Consider the following 18,062-nt stretch of genomic DNA (forward strand, 5'->3'; position numbering starts at 1 on the left):
GTGTTTCTGGATTATCTAGGACAATCTAAAACGGGAATTTGGTGCCCAGGAGAGGACTCGAACCTCCACGCCCATAAGGGCACTAGCACCTGAAGCTAGCGCGTCTACCAGTTCCGCCACCTGGGCTGTGAGGGGGGCTTGTAAGCGCCGGACCTTCCCTTGTCAATCGCAAGGTGCGACTTTTTTTGATCAATCGCAGGCAGCACTTCACACCCGGCTTACAAAGGTCTAAGAAACAAGCTGACGGGCGCGGCGTTGGCGCTTCGGCCCCTCCAGTTCGGACGCGAAAAAAGGCATTTCCTGATGTCCAAACCTCTTAACGGCAAACTCGTCACAATCTTCGGCGGGTCGGGCTTCCTCGGGCGGCATATCGTGCAGTCGCTAGCGCGGCGCGGCTACCGGATCCGGGCCGCTGTCCGGCGTCCGGACCTGGCGACGCATCTGCAGCCGCTCGGTGCCCCCGGACAGATCATGGCGGTGCAGGCGAACCTGCGCTACCGCTGGTCTGTCGACCGCGCTTTGATCGGCTCCGACGCCGTCGTCAACGCAGTCGGCATTCTTGCGCCAACGGGCAACCAGACATTCGATGCCGTACAGGCGTTCGGTCCGCGCGCGATTGCCGAAGCGGCGCGCGGCGCCGGACTTTCAGCAATCACGCATATTTCGGCAATCGGTGCCGACGCGGACAGCACATCCCAATACGCGCGCACCAAGGCAGCCGGTGAAGCCGGCGTCCTGGAAACGCTGCCGGACAGCGTCATCCTGCGCCCATCGATCGTTTTCGGGCCGGAAGACGACTTCTTCAACCAGTTCGCGGAAATGGCACGTTTCGCGCCGGCCCTGCCGCTGATCGGCGGCGGTGAAACCAAATTCCAGCCGGTGTATGTCTGCGATGTCGCTGAAGCGGTTGCGCGGTCGGTTGACGGCCAATTGACTGCCGGCACGGTCTATGAACTCGGCGGGCCGGAACACAAAAGCTTCAAGGAGTGCCTTGAAACAATGCTCGAAATCACCCGCCGTTCGCGGGCACTGCTGCCGATCCCCTTCCCCGTCGCTTCCGCCATGGGCAAGGTCATGCAGCTCTTCCCGGGTGCGCCGATCACCGCCGACCAGGTCGAGCTTCTGAAAACGGACAATGTCGTTTCGGAAGCCGCGATCAAGGACGGGCGCACCTTGAAAGGTATGGGGATCGAGCCCGCGACGCTTGCAAGCATCCTGCCGACATACCTGGAGCGCTTCCGTCAACACGGTCAGTATGACGCGCATCGCGCTGTCTGACCCGGCTTTCCATTGAGAGGCAAGGCAGGCAATTCCTGAAGGCGGGCTCAGCCCGCCTTTTTCGTTGCTGGAAGGAAATGCTTGGCCTAGGCTTCTTTACAAGGGGGAGCCAATGCCATTTCTTGCCAAAGTCACAATGCTCTTTGTCGTCTTCGTCGACCTCTTGGGGCAGGGCCTCGTGTTTCCCATCATCAACAGCCTGATCATGGAACCCAGCACCTCGATGCTGCCAAAGGACACGACCGATGCGGTGCGCCATTTCAACTACGGCCTGATCATCGGCATCTTTTTCCTGTGCTGGTTCTTCGGCGCACCATACATTTCGAAACTCTCGGACGTGATCGGGCGCAAGAATGCCATTCTGATTTGCCTTTTCGGTGCACTTGGCGGTTATGCGCTCACGATTGCAGCGCTTTATCTCAACAGCTTCCTTCTGCTCATTCTGGGGCGTGCGATCACCGGCCTCACGGCCGGCAATCAACCCATCGCACAGGCGGCCATGATTGACGGAAGCGTCGATGACGAAGACCGAAACCGCAACATGGGCTATATCATCACCGGTGTCAGTTTCGGGCTCGTAGGTGGTCCCATCATTGGCGGGTTTCTGTCGGATCCCGTCATTCTGGGAAGTCTGGCGAGCGTCAAACTGCCGTTTTTTGCCTGTTTCGCGCTTGTGGCGGTCGCGATCCTGCTCGTGGTGAGTTGCTTCAAGGACAAGCACGACGTGGAAGCTGAACGCAAACCTTTCGTCTTCCGTCCGGCGGAGATCTTCGAACTGCTTTGGCAGATAAAGAACTATCCAGTTGTCCTCAGACTGACCTTCGTCTTCTTTTTCTTCCACATCGCCAATCTGTCGTTTTACATCTTCGTGGACAACTATCTGACAAGCCGGTTCGGGTACGGCACGTTCGGCGGCAGCATGGTGATGCTGACGATCGGTGTCGCGCTTGCCTTTTCAAGCACGTTTCTTGTGGTCCCGGTGCAAAAACGTTTCAGCAAGGAAGCTATTCTCGGAACGACATTTGTCGTCTGGGCCGTCTCGGCCGCAGCGTTCGTCGCGTCGCCGATCGCCATCTTGACCTTCATACCCGTCTTCTGTTTCTACTTTGTGTTCGGCATCGCCTACCCGACATTTCTCGGGCTCTACGCGGCGGCCGTCGATGATGAGGAACAGGGCTGGGTCATGGGGATAACGATCGCGATCTTTACTCTGGTTGCCGGCGTCATCTCGCTTATCGGCGGCGAACTGATCGGCCTGAACCTGGATATTCCGTTCTTTGGCGTCATCATCGCGGCGATCATCGCGCTTGTTGTCATGTTCCTCAGCTGGAACAAGCCTGAAATCAGAGCGCTGACGCGGATTTCCGGCGGCTGACACATTCATGCCAGCCGCCGGAAGCGTTTATTTCCAGAAGTCTGCACCGTATCTGTTCCGGTGCAGTTCACGATAGCCTTGTCCCGTGCGCATGAGTCCAATGTCCTTCAACTCCCCTTCGTTCAGGTGAGAAAGGGCACGGGCAGTTGTCCGGCGGCGAACATACCGGCGGAGCTGGTCGGCACATACACGAAGAACGGTGAACACAAGGCCACGGCTGTGTGCGCGGCTGCGGAATACAGTTTCAATTTCATAGCTCATCTCTCATCTCCTTGCGGATCTTGTCCGCCGTTTTCCGGCGACAGTGCGAAGATGGCAGGTCAATCCTGACAGCAGTGAGTCAGGTTTGATCTCGTTCTGTTCCCGGGATATGATTTTTTTCCGGATCAACCGTCCAAGGGCCTTTTCATGAACCCGATAGAACGCGCGCTCGGCATCCTTTTGCTGCTGACCGGTGGCAAGCTCGTCTCAGCGACCGTGCTTGCCGAACGATTCCAGGTGTCCCTTCGAACGATCTACAGGGACATTGACCGGCTGATCGCGCTCGGCGTTCCGGTCGACGCCGAAAGAGGCGCGGAGGGCGGATACAGGCTCGCAAGCGGGTATCTCCAGCCGCCGGTCGCGCTCACGCGCAACGAGACCGCCGCACTACTGGCTGCCATGGCGCTGGTGCGCAGCAGCCGCACCGTTCCCCTTGCCGACGATCTGACCTCCGCGGAAAAGAAACTGCTCGCCTCGCTGCCCAAAACCGTCCACGGACTTCTCAAGGAAGCCGATCGCATCGTCGGGATCGAACCCATTCCTGCCGATATTTTTCACGCCGGCACCAAGGCCGAGCCGACGGATGACTGGCAAAAAGCGCTCGACGGGTTCATGGCCGGGATCCTCGACGGCAAACGTGTCCGCTTCCATCATGTCAATCCATCCCGGAACACCGCCAAGGAGCACGACGTTGAACCCTACGGGGTCATGTTCGACCGGGACCTGTGGTACCTCGCCGGACGCTGCGTCGACACCGAGATGGTCAAGGTCTACCGGGCGGACCGCGTGCGCAACCTGGAAATCAGCGGGCTCTTTTTCAGGCCCGACAAGTCGTTTTCCATCAAAACGCTGCTCGGCGGAGCCTGGCTTTCCCAGGCAATGCGCCGCTGGGAGCAGGAAGAAGAAATCGCCAAAATCCTGATCACTGCCGAGCAGGCCAAGAAACTGAGCGCCGACTGGTACTACCGGCACGCTATCTTCACGCCCGCGGGTGACGGCAAGATCCTCGTCAGCATTCCCAGCACCGACCGCGCCCGCCTCCTGCCACTTGTCAGGTGGCTCGGCCCCGGGGCGGAACTCCTGTCACCGGACGCATTGCGGCTGGAACTTGCGGGCGAACTGGGAAACCTCGCCGCGCTTTACGGCGCCCGCCCTGCGGTAAAACACTCAGCCTAGGAAATAGAGACCTGCGAAACCGGCAAGGCCGACAAAAATCCGCCAGTAAGCGAACGGTGCGAAACCGTGGCGCGAAACGAAATCGAGCAGGCCTTTGACAACGAAGACGCCGGAGATGAAAGACGCAACAAAACCGATGACGATGAGCGTGGCATCGTCCGCGGAGAGCACGTTGCGGTTCTTGTAAAGGTCATAGGCGAAAGCGCCCGCCATGGTCGGCATGGCGAGAAAAAACGAGAACTCTGCCGCCGACCTTTTGTCTGTTCCCATGAGCAGCGCGCCGGCAATTGTCGCGCCGGACCGGGAAACGCCCGGCACCATGGCAAGACACTGGCAGAAACCGATCTTCAGGCAGAGCGCCAGGGGATAATCCATCACGTTGGTATAGCGCGGCTTCAGCGGCAGTCTGTCGATCCACAGCAGAATGAAGCCGCCCACCAGCAAGGTTGTGCAAATGAGCGCCGGCGTTTCAAACAGGACTTCCTTGATGAAGCTGTGCAGCAAAACGCCAATAACCGCAGCCGGCAGGAAGGCTATGAGGATGCCAAAGACAAAGCGCCGACTTGCCGCATCACTCGGTAGCGCTATCGTCAGCGCCCAGAGACGGCCGAAATAAACTGAGAGAATCGCGAGTATGGCGCCAAGCTGGATCAGGACCTCAAAGGTTTTACCGGTGCTCTCAAATCCGAGGAAATGGCCCAGCAACAGAAGGTGCCCGGTGGAAGACACGGGGATAAACTCCGTCAAGCCTTCGACAATTCCCAAAATTAATGCGCTTACAATAGTTTGGCCGTCCATAGGATGACATATCTCCGGCAGGCTCGATAAAAACTGGCCTGAAAATGGTAATTTCGCGACTCAGGCACTGCCTGTCGGCTGCTTATTTGCAGGACCAATCGGGCAACGTCAAACCCTTGATAACCATATCTGGGGCAAACTGTTGCCAGAATTCTTAGTCTTGCCACAGTTCGGGCTCTAAACCCATTCATGCTCACGCTCTATCATCACCCCTTTTCTCCTTCTTCCCGGTTCGTGCGCCTCATCCTGAGCGAATACGGTGCCGCGTTCGAAGAGCAGCACGTTGAGCCCTGGGCGCGGCCGCAACATCTCCTTTTGCTCAATGCCGCGGGAACCGTGCCTGTCCTGGTCGAAAACGATGGACCGTCTATCTGCGGGCCCGGACCGATCATGGAGTATCTCGATGAGACGCGCGGCTACGCGGTTGCCGACCGCCGCCTGATGCCCGATCATCCCGAAGCCCGCGCGGAAACGCGTCGCCTTGTGGAATGGAGCCTGATGAAGTTCGACCAGGAAGTGGTCGGTCATCTCGTTCGTGAGCGCATCTATAAACAGATCATGCCAAAGTCCGCCGGTGGCGGCGAACCGGATTCGGCAGCGCTGCGCGTCGCGCGGGCCAACATCCATCATCACCTCAAATATTTCGGGTACCTGGTCGCTTCGCGCCGCTGGATCGCCGGCGATCGCCTCTCCTTTGCCGACTTTGCGCTTGCAGCGGGACTGTCTTGCGCGGATTATCTGGGAGAGGTGCCGTGGAGCAACGAAGAAGACGTGAAAAGCTGGTATGCGCGTGTCAAATCGCGTCCCAGCATGCGCCCGCTCCTCGGTGAGAAAGTGTTGGGCATGCCGCCCGCCTCAACCTATGCGGACCTGGACTTTTAGTTCTGCCTCAGACGATTTTGGACACGAAGACCCGCAAACTGCTGACCGCACTTGAAACGAAGGCACAAGCCCTTGGCTTCAGCGGGATGAAGATCGCCGCAGCGGACGCCATACCCGATGCGGCCGAGAACCTGCGCGAATATCTGGACAAGAATTACCACGGCACGATGTCATGGATGGCGGAGACCGCGGACCGGCGCGGGTCCCCCAAATCGCTGTGGCCGGATGTTCGTTCCGTCCTGATGCTGGCGATGAATTACAGCCCGGACGAGGCACCTGAAAACCATCCGCTGGCGCATCTTGAAGACCCTGCCGGCGGTGGTATTTCCGTTTATGCCCGCCACCGGGACTATCACGATGTGATCAAGGGCAAGCTGAAGGAGTTGGCCGCCTTTCTGACCTCTCGTGCAGGTGGAGACGTCAAGGTTTTTGTCGATACCGCCCCCGTTATGGAAAAGCCGCTCGGACAGGCCGCCGGGCTGGGCTGGCAAGGCAAGCACACCAATCTCGTTTCTCGAGACCTCGGGTCATGGTTTTTCCTTGGGGCCGTTTTCACGAGTCTGGATCTGCCGCCAAGCGGTCGTGAAGCGGATCACTGCGGATCATGCCGGGCGTGCCTCGACAGCTGTCCCACCGATGCCTTTCCGGCGCCCTATCAGCTCGATGCGCGCCGCTGCATTTCCTATCTCACGATCGAGCACCCCGGGCCTGTGCCGATGGAATTTCGCAAAGCGATGGGCAACCGGATCTACGGGTGTGACGATTGCCTTGCTGCGTGTCCTTGGAACAAGTTCGCGCAAACAGCTCGCGAAGCAAAACTCAGAGCGCGCGCTGACCTCACCCGTCCCCGTTTAAGCGACTTGCTCGCTCTGGATGATGCGGCTTTTCGCAAACTCTTTTCCGGATCACCCATCAAAAGGATCGGGCGCAACAGGTTCTTGCGAAATGTCCTGATCGCTGCCGGCAATTCCGGTGATATAAACCTCGTCAGCAAGGTCGACTCTCTGCTCACGGACCCGGACCCAACCGTCCGGGGCGCTGCGGTCTGGGCGTTTCACAGGCTTGCCGGCGAAGATACTTTCAAGCGGCGCAAAAACGAGCTGTTGGGCGCGGAAACCGATGACGATGTCCGCGCAGAATGGCGCTCCTGGGGTTCCAATGAAAGGCACCTGTGAGTCGACGGGATCAAAAGAATGGGCCATAGTCATGGAATGGTCTGCAACAAACAACTATATCGGAACCGGCCGTCCCACGACGGTTGATTCTGATCATCTGATTTGGAGCCAAAACATTGTTTTCAAAGCCCGCATCCTCGATAAATCCTCAACCGATCCGGAGCCGCACAAGACTCTTGACCCTGACCACAGCCCTTGCGCTCGTGTCCGGGACAGCCTTTGCGCAAGATACCGGTGAAGCTGCGTTCGAAGCTTATTCCGAAGGTTTGAAAAAACTCGGTCTTCAATTCGAAAACGGTTCGGTCGACTATGATGCCGGCAGTGACACGCTGACCCTGACGGACAGCAAACTTTTGCTCAGTGGCAAAATTGAAGATTTCCCGTCAGAAGAAACGGATGTGACGGGCAATGATGGCGCGACGGACATCGACCCTTCGAAACTGGCTGACATCAACTATTCGATCTCGGTCAGCTCCGGCACCGTTACGATTACCGGCCTGGCGCACGAGGACAGCTACTTCACATCAGCGAGCTGGACCTACTCCGACGACACAGAAATCGTTATCGAGGGATCGGTCGAAAATGAGGGCGGGCTCAAAATGGAAGGCCGGCTCGCCGGCATGTCAGCAACGAACTACGAGTTCGAGCTGCCCGAATTGCCGCCCGAGGACTCCAGCAAGCAGGCAAGCCGCTGGCTGCCTTTCCTGAAGTCTACACTCCTGACCTCTTATGACGAGGTCAAGGTCGACAGCACGGCGGTGACCCTGGAGGCCTATGCTTCTGACGGAAGTTCGGAAACACAGATTCTTTCCGGTACCATGCAGATGGACGGATACCGGCTGGCCGGCGCCCGCGAAGGTCAGGTCGATGAATATTCGATGGACAAGCTGACCCAGGTCATGAACACGCTTGATGTTGCATCCGGTCAAATGCTTGCCCAGACTACCAGCCAGGGCAAGACCGTCTACAACGACATTGATATCCGCGGCTTCATCGATCTCTTCGACCCGGCCGTTCCGGAAAACGGAGAGGAATGGACACTGATCGGGTCCGGATCCGCGGTTGATTACGTCTCCAGCCAGGAAATCGCACAGGGGCTTTCGGTCAAGGTGGAAGCCGAGAAGGCAACGCTTGACAACGTGACAATGATCAAGCGCGAAAACAATGTGCTGCAGCTGCTCGATCAGGTTTTCGACAAACAGGCGCCCGGTCCGGAAGAACTGATCACCAACGTGTTCCAGTTTTACCGGTCCTTCGCATTTGCCGACGCCCGTGTGAGTGGCATTTCGGTCATTGTTCCTGTCGGTCCGGGGTTGGAATCGGCGATCAAGATCGAAGAAATCGCCATGACCGATATCGGCTCTGACGGCATCGGCGAAATGATGCTGGTCGGTCTCGATGCCCCAAAACTGCCTGAGGGCGCATCGGTCAAAATCGATTGGGCTGCGATCGGCGACATTGAGTTTGCCGAGTACTCGCCCATGAAGGAGATGATCAGCACGCTCATGGCCGATCCGGAGTACGGCGAAAACAATCCGCTGGAAGTCGCAAAAGCCTTCATGCCGCGCTCTTTCGCCTACGAGATTGAAGGCCTCGACGTGAACATTCCAAATGTCGGACAGACGGCCATCGGCAAGGCCGAAATGACCATGTCGACAACAGTGCCACCGATCCCGACAAGTGTGCATTTCAAGAGCGACGGCATTCGTATGCCGGTCAGTGCGATTGACGACCCGCAAGCGCAGGCGCTGTTTCAAGCGCTCGGCCTCGATACAATCGTCTGGTCGGACGAGGCCCGTCTCTATTGGGACGAAGCGACGTTGGAACTCAGACTGGAGCGCCTGATGCTCAATATTGAAGGGCTTGGACGAGCAGAAGCCTCCATGCGGTTCGCCAACGTCCCCAAAGCCTTGTTCGAGGACCCGGAAGGTCAGGGCCAGTTGGCCGCCATTTCGGCTCAGTTCGTTGATGCCGCGATTTCATTCCGCGACGAAGGCCTGACGACCAACGGCCTCAAGTTCTTTGCCGATGCACAAGGCCTTCCGGAAAACGTTCTGCGCGAAGCGCTCGTGGCACAGGCTGCGGGCGCAACGGCTCCGATCCAGAACGAGGCCTTCACCAAGATGGTCAGCGACGCGGTCTCCAAATTCCTGGACGACCCGAAGGATCTGAGGGTGACACTCGCCCCGGCAAACCCGGTGCCTCTGGCGCAGATCCTTGGTAGCATGGCAGCGCCGCAGACTTTGCCTGATCTTCTGAACGTGAAGATCGAAGCGAACTGAGCCAGTCAGTTTCAACCCTAGCGGAAGGACGCGCCGTCTCACTCCGCTAGCTTTTTTGGCATGCTTAGCATGGCTCCCGTTTCGCGACCGTGGAACGGGAGCCGATACTGCGCGTCACCGTGCTTTTTTACAAAACGGAGAATTGCGTCGTTATCTTTCCAAAATTTGCGTCATCCGACGGGTTTTTTGTGCCGCCGAGCGTGTTGATACCCATATCCTCAGGGCAGCATTTGTTCGTGTTTTCCTGACGCCGCTTGCTCAACAGATCGATCACTCCTGACGACCCTTGCGTATCGCGCGGGCGGGGACCCAACATAACGCGCGAACGCTGTGCTGAACGCGCTTGGGGAACCGTAGCCAGTCTTGTCAGAAATTTCGGCTATGCTCATGTGACCGGACCGGAGCATATGTTTTGCAAGCGTCATCCGCCAATTCAGCAAGTAGGTCATCGGCGGCGTTCCAACGATCTGGCTAAATCGCGTGAAATAGGCAGACCGTGACTGACCCGCTTCTCTCGCGAGCTCCGGTACGGTCCAGGAACGCTCGGGCGCAGCATGCATGGCTCGAAGTGTCGGGCCTACTCGCAAATCAGCCAATCCGCGCAAAAGGCCGGCCGTTGCATTCGGTTCAGCACCAGACCTGAATGCTTCGATCAAAAGGACCTGCAAAAGGTGCTCGACGACAACATTTCGCGCCGGGCGGTCAGAGCGTACTTCTTCACGCAACAAGCCCGTAAGTGCCGACAACCTGCCCTCGCCTCGAACAACAACCAAATCAGGCAAAAGCGACACAAGCAGTTCCGCATCCGGGCTAGTGAAAGTGCAATACCCAATAAGCTGCTGCACCCCCGCTTCCCCTTCTGAAGGACCAAGCCTGAAAACACCGTCCTCGCCTTCAATTGGCTGACTGATGAGGTTCACCGGCGGTTTGGGATCGACACTTGAAAACGTGAAGGATCTGGCAGCGGGGATGAGCACAAAATCCCCGGACGTCAGCATCAGCGGTTGTTTGCGGTCAACCTGCAGGCAAGCCTGGCCTGACAAGAGCGAACAGTAGAACGCGTCCTCCACATCGTCGCGGTGAACCCGAAATGCCCCCGCGGCGTGAACAAGTTTTGAAAAGCGTGCCTGAGGCTCCAGCAAAGAGATGACTTCTGAGTAAGGATCGCTCATTTTGGACTTCTGATAATCAATTTTGGATCTGGAATTATATATTGTCCATTGCCATCGGTCTACCTATTGGCCTCAGCCACAACAGGAGACTTGCCATGAAGACAGTGATGATTACCGGATGTTCCTCCGGGTTTGGACTGGATACAGCCTGCCATTTCCTGGAAAAGGGCTGGTCCGTGGTCGCCACGATGCGGAACCCGGACCCGGGGCTATTGCCTGTATCCAATCGGCTACGCATTGTCCCGCTTGACGTTTCGGTCCGTGAAAGCGTTGCCAAGGCCGTTGACGATGCCGGACCCATTGATGCCCTTGTGAACAATGCGGGGGTTGGCTGGTTAGCGCCACTTGAGGGTACTTCTCACGAAACCCTGCAAAGGATTTTCGAAACCAACACATTGGGCACCTTCGAAATGACCCGCGCGGTCTTGCCACAAATGCGGGCAAAGGGAGCCGGTGTGATCGTGAACGTATCTTCAAGCGTAACACTCAAACCCTTGCCACTCGCATCCGTCTACACGGCCAGTAAGGCCGCGGTGAACGCTTTCACCGAATGTCTTGCACTCGAGATGGCTCCATTTGGAATTCGGACTCATCTCGTGTTGCCGGGTCAGGCGCCGACAACAAACTTCGGGAAAACCGCGATGAGGCTGATGCAAGATTCAAGCTGCACACCGGCAGACTATGAGGATTTTGTCAGAAAGGTCATGGAAGCGTTCAGGGATCCTGCGGGCAAGGAATTCACTCAGTCGCGCGACGTCGTGCTGGCGATTTGGGATGCGGTAACAGATACCGAAGCACCGCTCCGAATTCCGGCAGGCAAGGACAGTGTCGCCCTGGCAGCTTAGGCGAAACCCCGGGCGGGACGCACAGACCTGCCCGGGGTTTTCATGTGTCGATCGCGCTGCCTTCGGCAAACCGCGTGACCAGGTTCGCGTACATTTCTATGTCCGAGGAAGTTGCACGTTGACGCTGTACGATCAAACGCCAGTACAATGGTGCGATAAGCAGATCCAGTATGGTCCGGCGGTCCGTCGTTTCCGGAAGTTCATGTCGGGCAATCGCCCTGTCTATCATGATGGTCGCTTGCGTCCGCCTGTCATGGGTGACATGCGCCAGCAGGTTCACCAGTTCATCTGAACGCGCGACTTCAGCATGCAGATCGGGCAGGATCCGGCGCACCATTGGGTGTCGAAGCGTCGCGGCCAGACGGCGCATTAACAGTCTGACATCCTGAACAAAAGAACCACTGTCAGGTATGGGCGTGATGTTTGTCGCCATCGCGCTTATGGCCTCACTCACCAGCTCCAGCTTGGACTTGCTACGGCGATAAAGCGCTGCTTTACCGACCCCCGCCCGCGCTGCAATTCTCTCCATACGGAGGCCGGAGTAGCCGTTTTCGGCCCACTCCTCAAACAATGCTCTGTGGATAGCGTTCGTAACTGAATCCTGCAGCAGCGCCGCTCCTGCCGGCTTTCGAGGCGACTTTCTTTGCTTTTTTTTTACGTCGAAACCATTGCGTTCCATCGAGCTTATCCTTAAATAGAACGAGACGGTATCGTTCCATCGTATTTTGACGCAACCAGCGTGAAACTTCAAGCAGGCCGGTACCCTTTTCCAGAAGGAAGAAATCATGTCTGACACGAATTCGATACCAAGCTTTGGCGCAATGCTGCGTGGTGCACTAGGCGATGCAATCATTGCTCGCGCAGGCGAAAATTTTCTGGAAATGTGTCACGAGGACATCGTGTTCCAGTTTCCCTTTGCTCCGGAGGGAACTGTTCGTGAACTACACGGACGTGACGCCATGGCAGCCTACCTTCCCAAGGTAGGCGAACTGATCGACTTTGAATCCATGAGCCCGGCGATCGCGCACCGGTCTACCGATGGAGTGACCTTCGTCCTGGAGTTTTCCTGCAAGGGAAAAGGCGCGAAAACAGGTGGGCGATACGATCAGGACTACATTTCCGTCATAAGGCTCCAAAATGGGCGGATTGTCCGCTATCGGGATTACTGGAACCCGCTCGTCCTGTTGAATGCTGTTGGCGGACTCGGGCGGTTGAAATCCGGATTTGAGGAGTTTCTCGATGACTAAGTCCATTCTGGTCACGGGAGGCACCGGAAAGACCGGTCGCCGCGTCGCAGCAGAGCTGCGCGAAAACCGGGTCGTGCCACGTATCGCGACACGCAACCCAACGGCTGACGACCACCAGCGTTTTGACTGGAAGGACCCGACGACATTTACCGAAGCGTTCGAAAATGTCCGGGCGGTTTACCTCGTCGCTCCGACAGACTGTGTGGATTCGCTCGCGGCCATGAAACCTGGGCTCGAGATGGCGCGTCGAGCCGGCGTGGACCGATTTGTCCTGCTGAGCGCCTCCTCGCTTGAGGAAGGCGGGCCGATGATGGGTGCTGTCCATAGCTGGCTTCGAGACAATGCCCCCGAGTGGGCCGTCTTGCGGCCGACCTGGTTCATGCAAAATTTCTCTGAACTTCATCATCGTGGGCCTGTCCGGGAGGAATCAGCGATTTACACTGCCACAGGTCACGGACGCGTCGGTTTCATCGACGCTGCAGACATCGCGGCTTGCGCGGTCGCTTTGCTCACAGCACCGGAGATCAAAAACACCGATTACATACTGACTGGACCAGAAGCCGTTTCATACGACGACGTCGCGCAAATCCTAAGTCTGCATTTGGGACGCAAGATCGTTCACCACAGCCTTACCATCGATGAACTGGCCGAGCGTCATCGCAAGCAAGGTCTGCCAGATGACTACGCCGCAACGCTGGCTGCCATGGATGGATCGATTGCCGCCGGTTCCGAAGATCGCGTTACCAACTCTGTTCTGGAACTGACCGGGCGGGCACCAAATTCAATATCTGAGTTCGTTCAAAAGAACCTCAAGGCATGGTCAACAGACTAAGTCGCATTGCCGGGTTACCATTGCCGTCAGGATCCTGCCTTCCTTGCCTCGAATGACGGTCGAACTTGGTTGACCCAAGTGAAAATGGCATCTCGAATTGCCACCGAGATACGAAATTCCAGATCATGCCCAAACTCTAAATCTGTTTTGAAACGATGCTTAAGCTAGACCAGCACTTTCATTCAAAATGCGAAAGGGCGGCCTGAAGGACCGCCCTTTCGCATGACTTGGAATTTCCTATCACTCGGCAGCGACTTGATGTTCCGCCGGACCGATCCGCGCAGCGCAAAACTTGAATTCCGGAATTTTTCCGAAGGGATCAAGCTGCGGGTTCGTCAGGAAGTTGGCCGGTGCTTCGAAGAAGCAGAACGGGATGAAGAGCATGCCTTCAGAGACATCCCGGTCGGCCCGAAGCGTCAAGGAAATAGCGCCGCGCCGCGTCTCGACAGTGACCTGCTGGCCAATCTCCAGTCCCGACATCTTGATATCGCGCGGGTTCATGGAGACAGCGGGCTCGGGCTCGATGGCATCCAGAACGGTGGCCCGGCGCGTCATGGCACCGGTGTGCCAATGCTCCAGCAAGCGGCCCGTCGTCAAAACCAGCGGGAAATCCTCGTCCGGCAATTCGTTGGGTGGAACAAGATCCGTCGGTACGATCTTGCCGCGTCCGTCCGCCGTCGGGAACGAAGACCCAAAGAGAATTTCGTTACCCGGTTTGTCCGGTGCGTCCGCCGGATAGGTAACGGTGCCGTCCCGTTCAAGCCGGTCCCAGGAAATGTTGTTGAGCGAACCCATATGCGAACGCATTTCCTCGTAGATGGCGGGGACACCATCATAGGACCAGCCCAAATCCAGACGATTGGCAAGATCGATCAGGATCTGCCAGTCGGCCCGTGCCTCTCCGGGCATCGGAACACATGGGCGCCCGATCTGCACCTGACGGTTGGTGTTGGTGTAGGTCCCGAGTTTTTCGGCGTGGGCCGAAGCCGGAAGGATAACGTCTGCATGCCACGCCGTCTCGGTCAGGAAAATGTCCTGCACGACGAGATGCTTCAGTGTGGAAAGCGCCTTGCGGGCATGGTTCTGGTCCGGATCCGACATGGCCGGATTTTCACCCTGTACAAACATGGCCTCGATGCCACCAGCGAGAATGTCGTCCATGATCTCCACGACGGTCAGACCACGAACCGGATCAAGCGTCCGGCCCCAGGCATCTTCGTAACCGGCGCGGATATCCTCGTTCCCGACAGACCGATAGTCCGGGTAGAACATCGGAATAAGGCCGGCATCGGAAGCGCCCTGCACATTGTTCTGCCCGCGAAGCGGATGAAGACCTGTCCCAGGTCGCCCGATCTGACCGGTCGTCAGCGCCATGGCGATCAGACAACGGACATTGTCGGTTCCGTGCACATGCTGCGAGACGCCCATGCCCCAGAAAATGATCGATTTTGGACTTGTTGCGTAAAGGCGCGCAACTTCGCGCAACGTCTGGGCATCGATACCACAGACCGGCTCCATCGCCTCCGGCGTGAACTCGCGGATCTTTTCGGCAAGTGCCTCAAAGCCGTCGACATGAGCGGCAATATACTGGCTGTCGTAAAGGCCCTCGGTAATGATCACATTTAGGATAGCGTTGAGCATGGCGACATCCGTGCCCGGCTTGAATTTCAAGCCGTAGTCGGCATGCCGCATCAGATCCTGACCACGCGGGTCCATCACGATCAGTTTCGTGCCCTTTTTTGCAGCCTGCTTGATGTAAGTCGCAGCAACCGGATGGTTCTGCGCCGGCCGCGCACCGATCACGATCATGCAGTCCGTGTCTTCGGCAGCGTTGAACGGGGCCGTCACCGCGCCCGATCCTATACCTTCGATAAGAGCCGCGACCGATGAGGCATGGCAAAGCCGTGTGCAGTGGTCGACATTGTTGGTCTGAAAACCCTGGCGGATCAGCTTCTGAAAGAGATAGGCCTCTTCGTTGGACCCCTTGGCGGATCCGAATCCGGCGACGCCGGCACCGCCTTTGGCGTCGAATGCCGCCTTAAGGCCACCAGCGGCCCTGTCAAGCGCTTCGTCCCAGGTTGCCTCGCGGAAATAGTCAAGATGGTTTTCCAGCGTCATGGAGATATCGCCACGCTTGGGCGCATCGTCCCGCCGGATCAACGGTTTTGTCAGTCGCTCGGGACTGGACACATAGTCAAACCCGAAACGTCCCTTGACGCACAGCCGGTTTTCGTTGGCCGGACCATCCCTTCCGTCTACCTTGACGATCTTGCCGTCTTTGACAGAAACAGATGTCAAACACCCGACGCCGCAGAACGGGCAGACGCTGTCTACCGTCTCCTCGGTGAAGACTTCGCGAACCTTGCCCGCGTCGTCCAAAAGGCTTTTTTCCATGAGCGCACCGGTGGGACACGCGGACACGCACTCACCGCAAGCGACACAGGTGGAAATGCCCATCGGATCCGCCAGATCGAAGACGGGCATGGTGTGGGACCCGCGATCCGCCATGCCGATCACGTCATTCACTTGGACTTCGCGGCACGCGCGCTCGCACAGATTGCAGGCAATGCAGGCGTCCAGATTGACGGCTATCGCCGGGTGAGACACATCCTGGGCAGGCTTCTCACAAGGCGCAAACCGGCTGTTCGTCACGCCGATTGCGTCGGACCACTTCCAGAAGTCGCTTTCCGGATCCGGGTGTGCATCGCGGCTCGGCTGATCGGCAGCGAGTAGCTCGAACACCATCTCACGCGCCTTCGATGCGCGTTCCGTTTCCGTTTTGACGACCATGCCCTCAGACGGGGCCCGTATACAGGATGCTGCGAGTGTCCGCTCGCCTTCAATATCGACCATACAGGCGCGGCAATTGCCGTCGGAGCGGTAGCCCGGAGCATCCTTGTGGCACAAATGCGGTATGGCAACGCCTTCGCGCTTTGCTACCTGCCAGATGGTTTCGCCTTCCTGGGCGGTAACGTCCTTACCGTCGAGCGAGAAAGTGATCCGGCTCATCCTTGGAACTCCTCCGGGAAAAACTTGAGCACTGAGGCAACGGGATTGCTCGCCGCCTGGCCGAGACCGCAAATGGAAGCCGAGCGCATAACTTCGTCAAGATCGGCGATCTTGGCCTCGTCCCAGTCGCCGTCTGCCAGCAGATGCTCCATCTTTTCCGTACCGGATCGGCACGGCGTGCACTGGCCGCAGCTTTCATGCTTGAAAAACCGCATCAGGTTAAGCGCGACGTCTCGCATGTCATCCTGATCGGAAAAAACGACGATCGCGTGGCTGCCGATGAAACAGCCATGCTTGTCGAGCGTGCCGAAATCGAGAGGCTCATCCGCCAGTCTGGCCGGGAGAATTCCGCCCGAAGCGCCACCTGGAAGGTATCCCTTGAAAACGTGGCCGTCTTCCATTCCGCCGCAATATTCTTCGAGAAGCTCGTTCATCGTGATGCCCGCCGGGGCGAGTTTCACGCCCGGTTCCTTCACGCGTCCTGAGACAGAAAAGGACCGGAAGCCCTTGTGATCGCGCCGGCCCTGGGCCGCGAACCATTCCGGACCTTTCTCGACGATGTCGCGAATCCAGAACAGTGTCTCGACATTGTGATTGAGGGTCGGGCGGCCGAACAGGCCGACCTGTGCGATGAAAGGCGGCCGGTGGCGCGGTAACCCGCGCTTGCCTTCGATCGACTCGATCATGGCGCTTTCTTCACCGCAAATGTAGGCGCCGGCACCGCGGCGTACTTCAATGTCGATGGATGTAATGATGCCTGCCGCGCGCAAGGCAGCTATCTCGGTCGCCAGGATCTCAAGCACTGCCGGATATTCGTCGCGCATGTAAAGGTAGACGCGCTCGGCGGAGATCGCATGGGCCGCGATCAGGGCTCCTTCCAGAAGACGATGCGGATCACGTTCAAGATGGTAGCGATCCTTGAACGTTCCAGGTTCACCTTCGTCGCCATTGATCGTCAGGTATTTCGGGCCTGGCAGATCGTTCACGATCTTCCATTTCGTGCCCGTTGGAAATCCGGCTCCGCCAAGACCGCGAAGGCCCGCTTCCAACGCCTTGTCGGCAATTGCAGCGGCGTCGAACTCGCCGGACCGCACCCTCTCAAGCAACTGGTATCCGCCATCTGCGCGATACGCGTCGAGCTTGATATGGTCAGGGATCTCCGCCGCGTTCTGACCCTCGAAAAGCAGGGCCCGAACGGACATTTCGCTGGCGTTGTCAACCGCGCGCTTCCCAACCTGGGCTGCCGGGGCTCCGGCGCACCGACCGATACAGGGCACTTTCTGAATTCGGATCTTTGCAGGATCGACACCGCTTTCAAGAGCTTTGGCGAGCGCGTCGGCTCCCTTGATCGAACAGGCGACGCTGTCACAGACCCTGACCGTCAAAGGTGCCGGCTTCGGCTCGTCTTCGCGGACAATATCAAAGTGGTGATAAAAGCTTGCGACTTCGTAGACTTCGGCCTGCGCCATGCGCATTTCCACCGACAATGCTTTCAGATGCCGCGCCTCCAGACACCCGTAGGCGTCCTGGATCTTGTGCAGATGCTCAATGAGCAAATCCCGCCGGCGCGGTTCGTCACCCAAAAGCGCCTGAACTTCGCTCAGGGCCGCATCTTCCAACTGACGCCCTTTTGGCTGGGACGGCTTTCGCGAAAGCCCCTTGCCGAAAGACATTGGCGTTCCTCCTAATCGTCCGGAACACACACTTCCTTCTGTGCGCTCCTGCAATGA

General features: G+C 57.8%; 15 protein-coding genes and 1 tRNA gene. 9 read left to right on the forward strand and 7 right to left on the reverse strand.

The features are described 5' to 3' along the window. Window positions 1-39: 39 nt before the first annotated feature. A tRNA-Leu gene (locus tag Q0915_RS16615) sits at window positions 40-126 on the reverse strand. Between the two features lie 177 nt (window positions 127-303). Here Q0915_RS16615 and Q0915_RS16620 point away from each other — a divergent pair. Together Q0915_RS16620 and Q0915_RS16625 are read left to right on the forward strand one after the other, a co-directional pair. Then, window positions 304-1,278 (forward strand): complex I NDUFA9 subunit family protein, encoded by a 975-nt coding sequence (locus Q0915_RS16620; protein ID WP_299475790.1) that lies wholly within the window; start codon window positions 304-306, stop codon window positions 1,276-1,278. A 112-nt stretch (window positions 1,279-1,390) separates the two neighbouring features. Beyond that, a complete protein-coding gene (locus Q0915_RS16625; protein WP_299475791.1) occupies window positions 1,391-2,653 on the forward strand; it encodes an MFS transporter in 1,263 nt (420 codons plus the stop codon). Between the two features lie 27 nt (window positions 2,654-2,680). Here Q0915_RS16625 and Q0915_RS16630 read toward each other — a convergent pair whose 3' ends face one another. Further along, window positions 2,681-2,914, reverse strand: a complete 234-nt coding sequence (locus tag Q0915_RS16630; protein WP_299475794.1) for a DUF1127 domain-containing protein — start codon at window positions 2,912-2,914, stop codon at window positions 2,681-2,683. Between the two features lie 147 nt (window positions 2,915-3,061). Here Q0915_RS16630 and Q0915_RS16635 point away from each other — a divergent pair, with 147 nt between their 5' ends. After that, window positions 3,062-4,090 (forward strand): WYL domain-containing protein, encoded by a 1,029-nt coding sequence (locus tag Q0915_RS16635; RefSeq protein ID WP_299475797.1) that lies wholly within the window; start codon window positions 3,062-3,064, stop codon window positions 4,088-4,090. Here the strand turns inward: Q0915_RS16635 and Q0915_RS16640 are convergent. Beyond that, the gene (locus tag Q0915_RS16640) at window positions 4,082-4,888 is read right to left on the reverse strand and encodes an undecaprenyl-diphosphate phosphatase (protein WP_299475799.1); all 807 of its coding nucleotides are present in this window, start codon (window positions 4,886-4,888) and stop codon (window positions 4,082-4,084) included. The genes Q0915_RS16635 and Q0915_RS16640 overlap by 9 nt on opposite strands. Window positions 4,889-5,077: 189 nt before the next feature. On the opposite strand from Q0915_RS16640, the gene Q0915_RS16645 reads away from it, so the two are divergent. The 3 genes from Q0915_RS16645 to Q0915_RS16655 all read left to right on the forward strand — a co-directional run bounded on the left by Q0915_RS16645 (window position 5,078) and on the right by Q0915_RS16655 (window position 9,227). Then, window positions 5,078-5,770 carry a glutathione S-transferase family protein gene (locus Q0915_RS16645; RefSeq protein ID WP_299475802.1) on the forward strand — a complete coding sequence of 231 codons (693 nt, stop codon included), beginning with the start codon at window positions 5,078-5,080 and terminating at the stop codon, window positions 5,768-5,770. A gap of 17 nt (window positions 5,771-5,787) precedes the next feature. Next, window positions 5,788-6,945 carry a tRNA epoxyqueuosine(34) reductase QueG gene (gene queG / locus Q0915_RS16650; protein WP_299475805.1) on the forward strand — a complete coding sequence of 386 codons (1,158 nt, stop codon included), beginning with the start codon at window positions 5,788-5,790 and terminating at the stop codon, window positions 6,943-6,945. A gap of 176 nt (window positions 6,946-7,121) precedes the next feature. After that, a complete protein-coding gene (locus Q0915_RS16655) occupies window positions 7,122-9,227 on the forward strand; it encodes a hypothetical protein (protein WP_299475808.1) in 2,106 nt (701 codons plus the stop codon). 218 nt (window positions 9,228-9,445) lie between these two features. Here Q0915_RS16655 and Q0915_RS16660 read toward each other — a convergent pair whose 3' ends face one another. Next, entirely contained in the window at window positions 9,446-10,399 is a 954-nt protein-coding gene (locus Q0915_RS16660) for an AraC family transcriptional regulator (RefSeq protein ID WP_299475810.1), read from the reverse strand. 95 nt (window positions 10,400-10,494) lie between these two features. Between Q0915_RS16660 and Q0915_RS16665 the strand changes: the two genes are divergently transcribed. Next, window positions 10,495-11,244: an SDR family oxidoreductase gene (locus Q0915_RS16665; protein WP_299475813.1), complete on the forward strand. Its 750-nt coding sequence runs from the start codon at window positions 10,495-10,497 to the stop codon at window positions 11,242-11,244. Between the two features lie 40 nt (window positions 11,245-11,284). Here Q0915_RS16665 and Q0915_RS16670 read toward each other — a convergent pair whose 3' ends face one another. After that, window positions 11,285-11,923: a TetR/AcrR family transcriptional regulator gene (locus Q0915_RS16670; RefSeq protein WP_299475816.1), complete on the reverse strand. Its 639-nt coding sequence runs from the start codon at window positions 11,921-11,923 to the stop codon at window positions 11,285-11,287. Window positions 11,924-12,029: 106 nt separating this feature from the next. Here Q0915_RS16670 and Q0915_RS16675 point away from each other — a divergent pair, with 106 nt between their 5' ends. After that, on the forward strand, window positions 12,030-12,491 hold the full coding sequence (locus Q0915_RS16675) for a nuclear transport factor 2 family protein (RefSeq protein WP_299475818.1): 462 nt from the start codon (window positions 12,030-12,032) through the stop codon (window positions 12,489-12,491). Then, a complete protein-coding gene (locus Q0915_RS16680; protein ID WP_299475821.1) occupies window positions 12,484-13,323 on the forward strand; it encodes an ergot alkaloid biosynthesis protein in 840 nt (279 codons plus the stop codon). The genes Q0915_RS16675 and Q0915_RS16680 overlap by 8 nt, the downstream gene beginning before the upstream one ends. 240 nt (window positions 13,324-13,563) lie before the next feature. Here the strand turns inward: Q0915_RS16680 and fdhF are convergent, their stop codons facing one another. After that, window positions 13,564-16,332, reverse strand: a complete 2,769-nt coding sequence (fdhF, locus tag Q0915_RS16685; protein WP_299475824.1) for a formate dehydrogenase subunit alpha — start codon at window positions 16,330-16,332, stop codon at window positions 13,564-13,566. Next, entirely contained in the window at window positions 16,329-18,005 is a 1,677-nt protein-coding gene (locus tag Q0915_RS16690; RefSeq protein WP_299475826.1) for an NAD(P)H-dependent oxidoreductase subunit E, read from the reverse strand. Before Q0915_RS16690 ends, fdhF begins: the two co-directional genes overlap by 4 nt. Window positions 18,006-18,062: the final 57 nt, after the last annotated feature.

This window comes from uncultured Roseibium sp. (assembly GCF_947494555.1).
In the GTDB taxonomy this organism is placed as follows: domain Bacteria; phylum Pseudomonadota; class Alphaproteobacteria; order Rhizobiales; family Stappiaceae; genus Roseibium.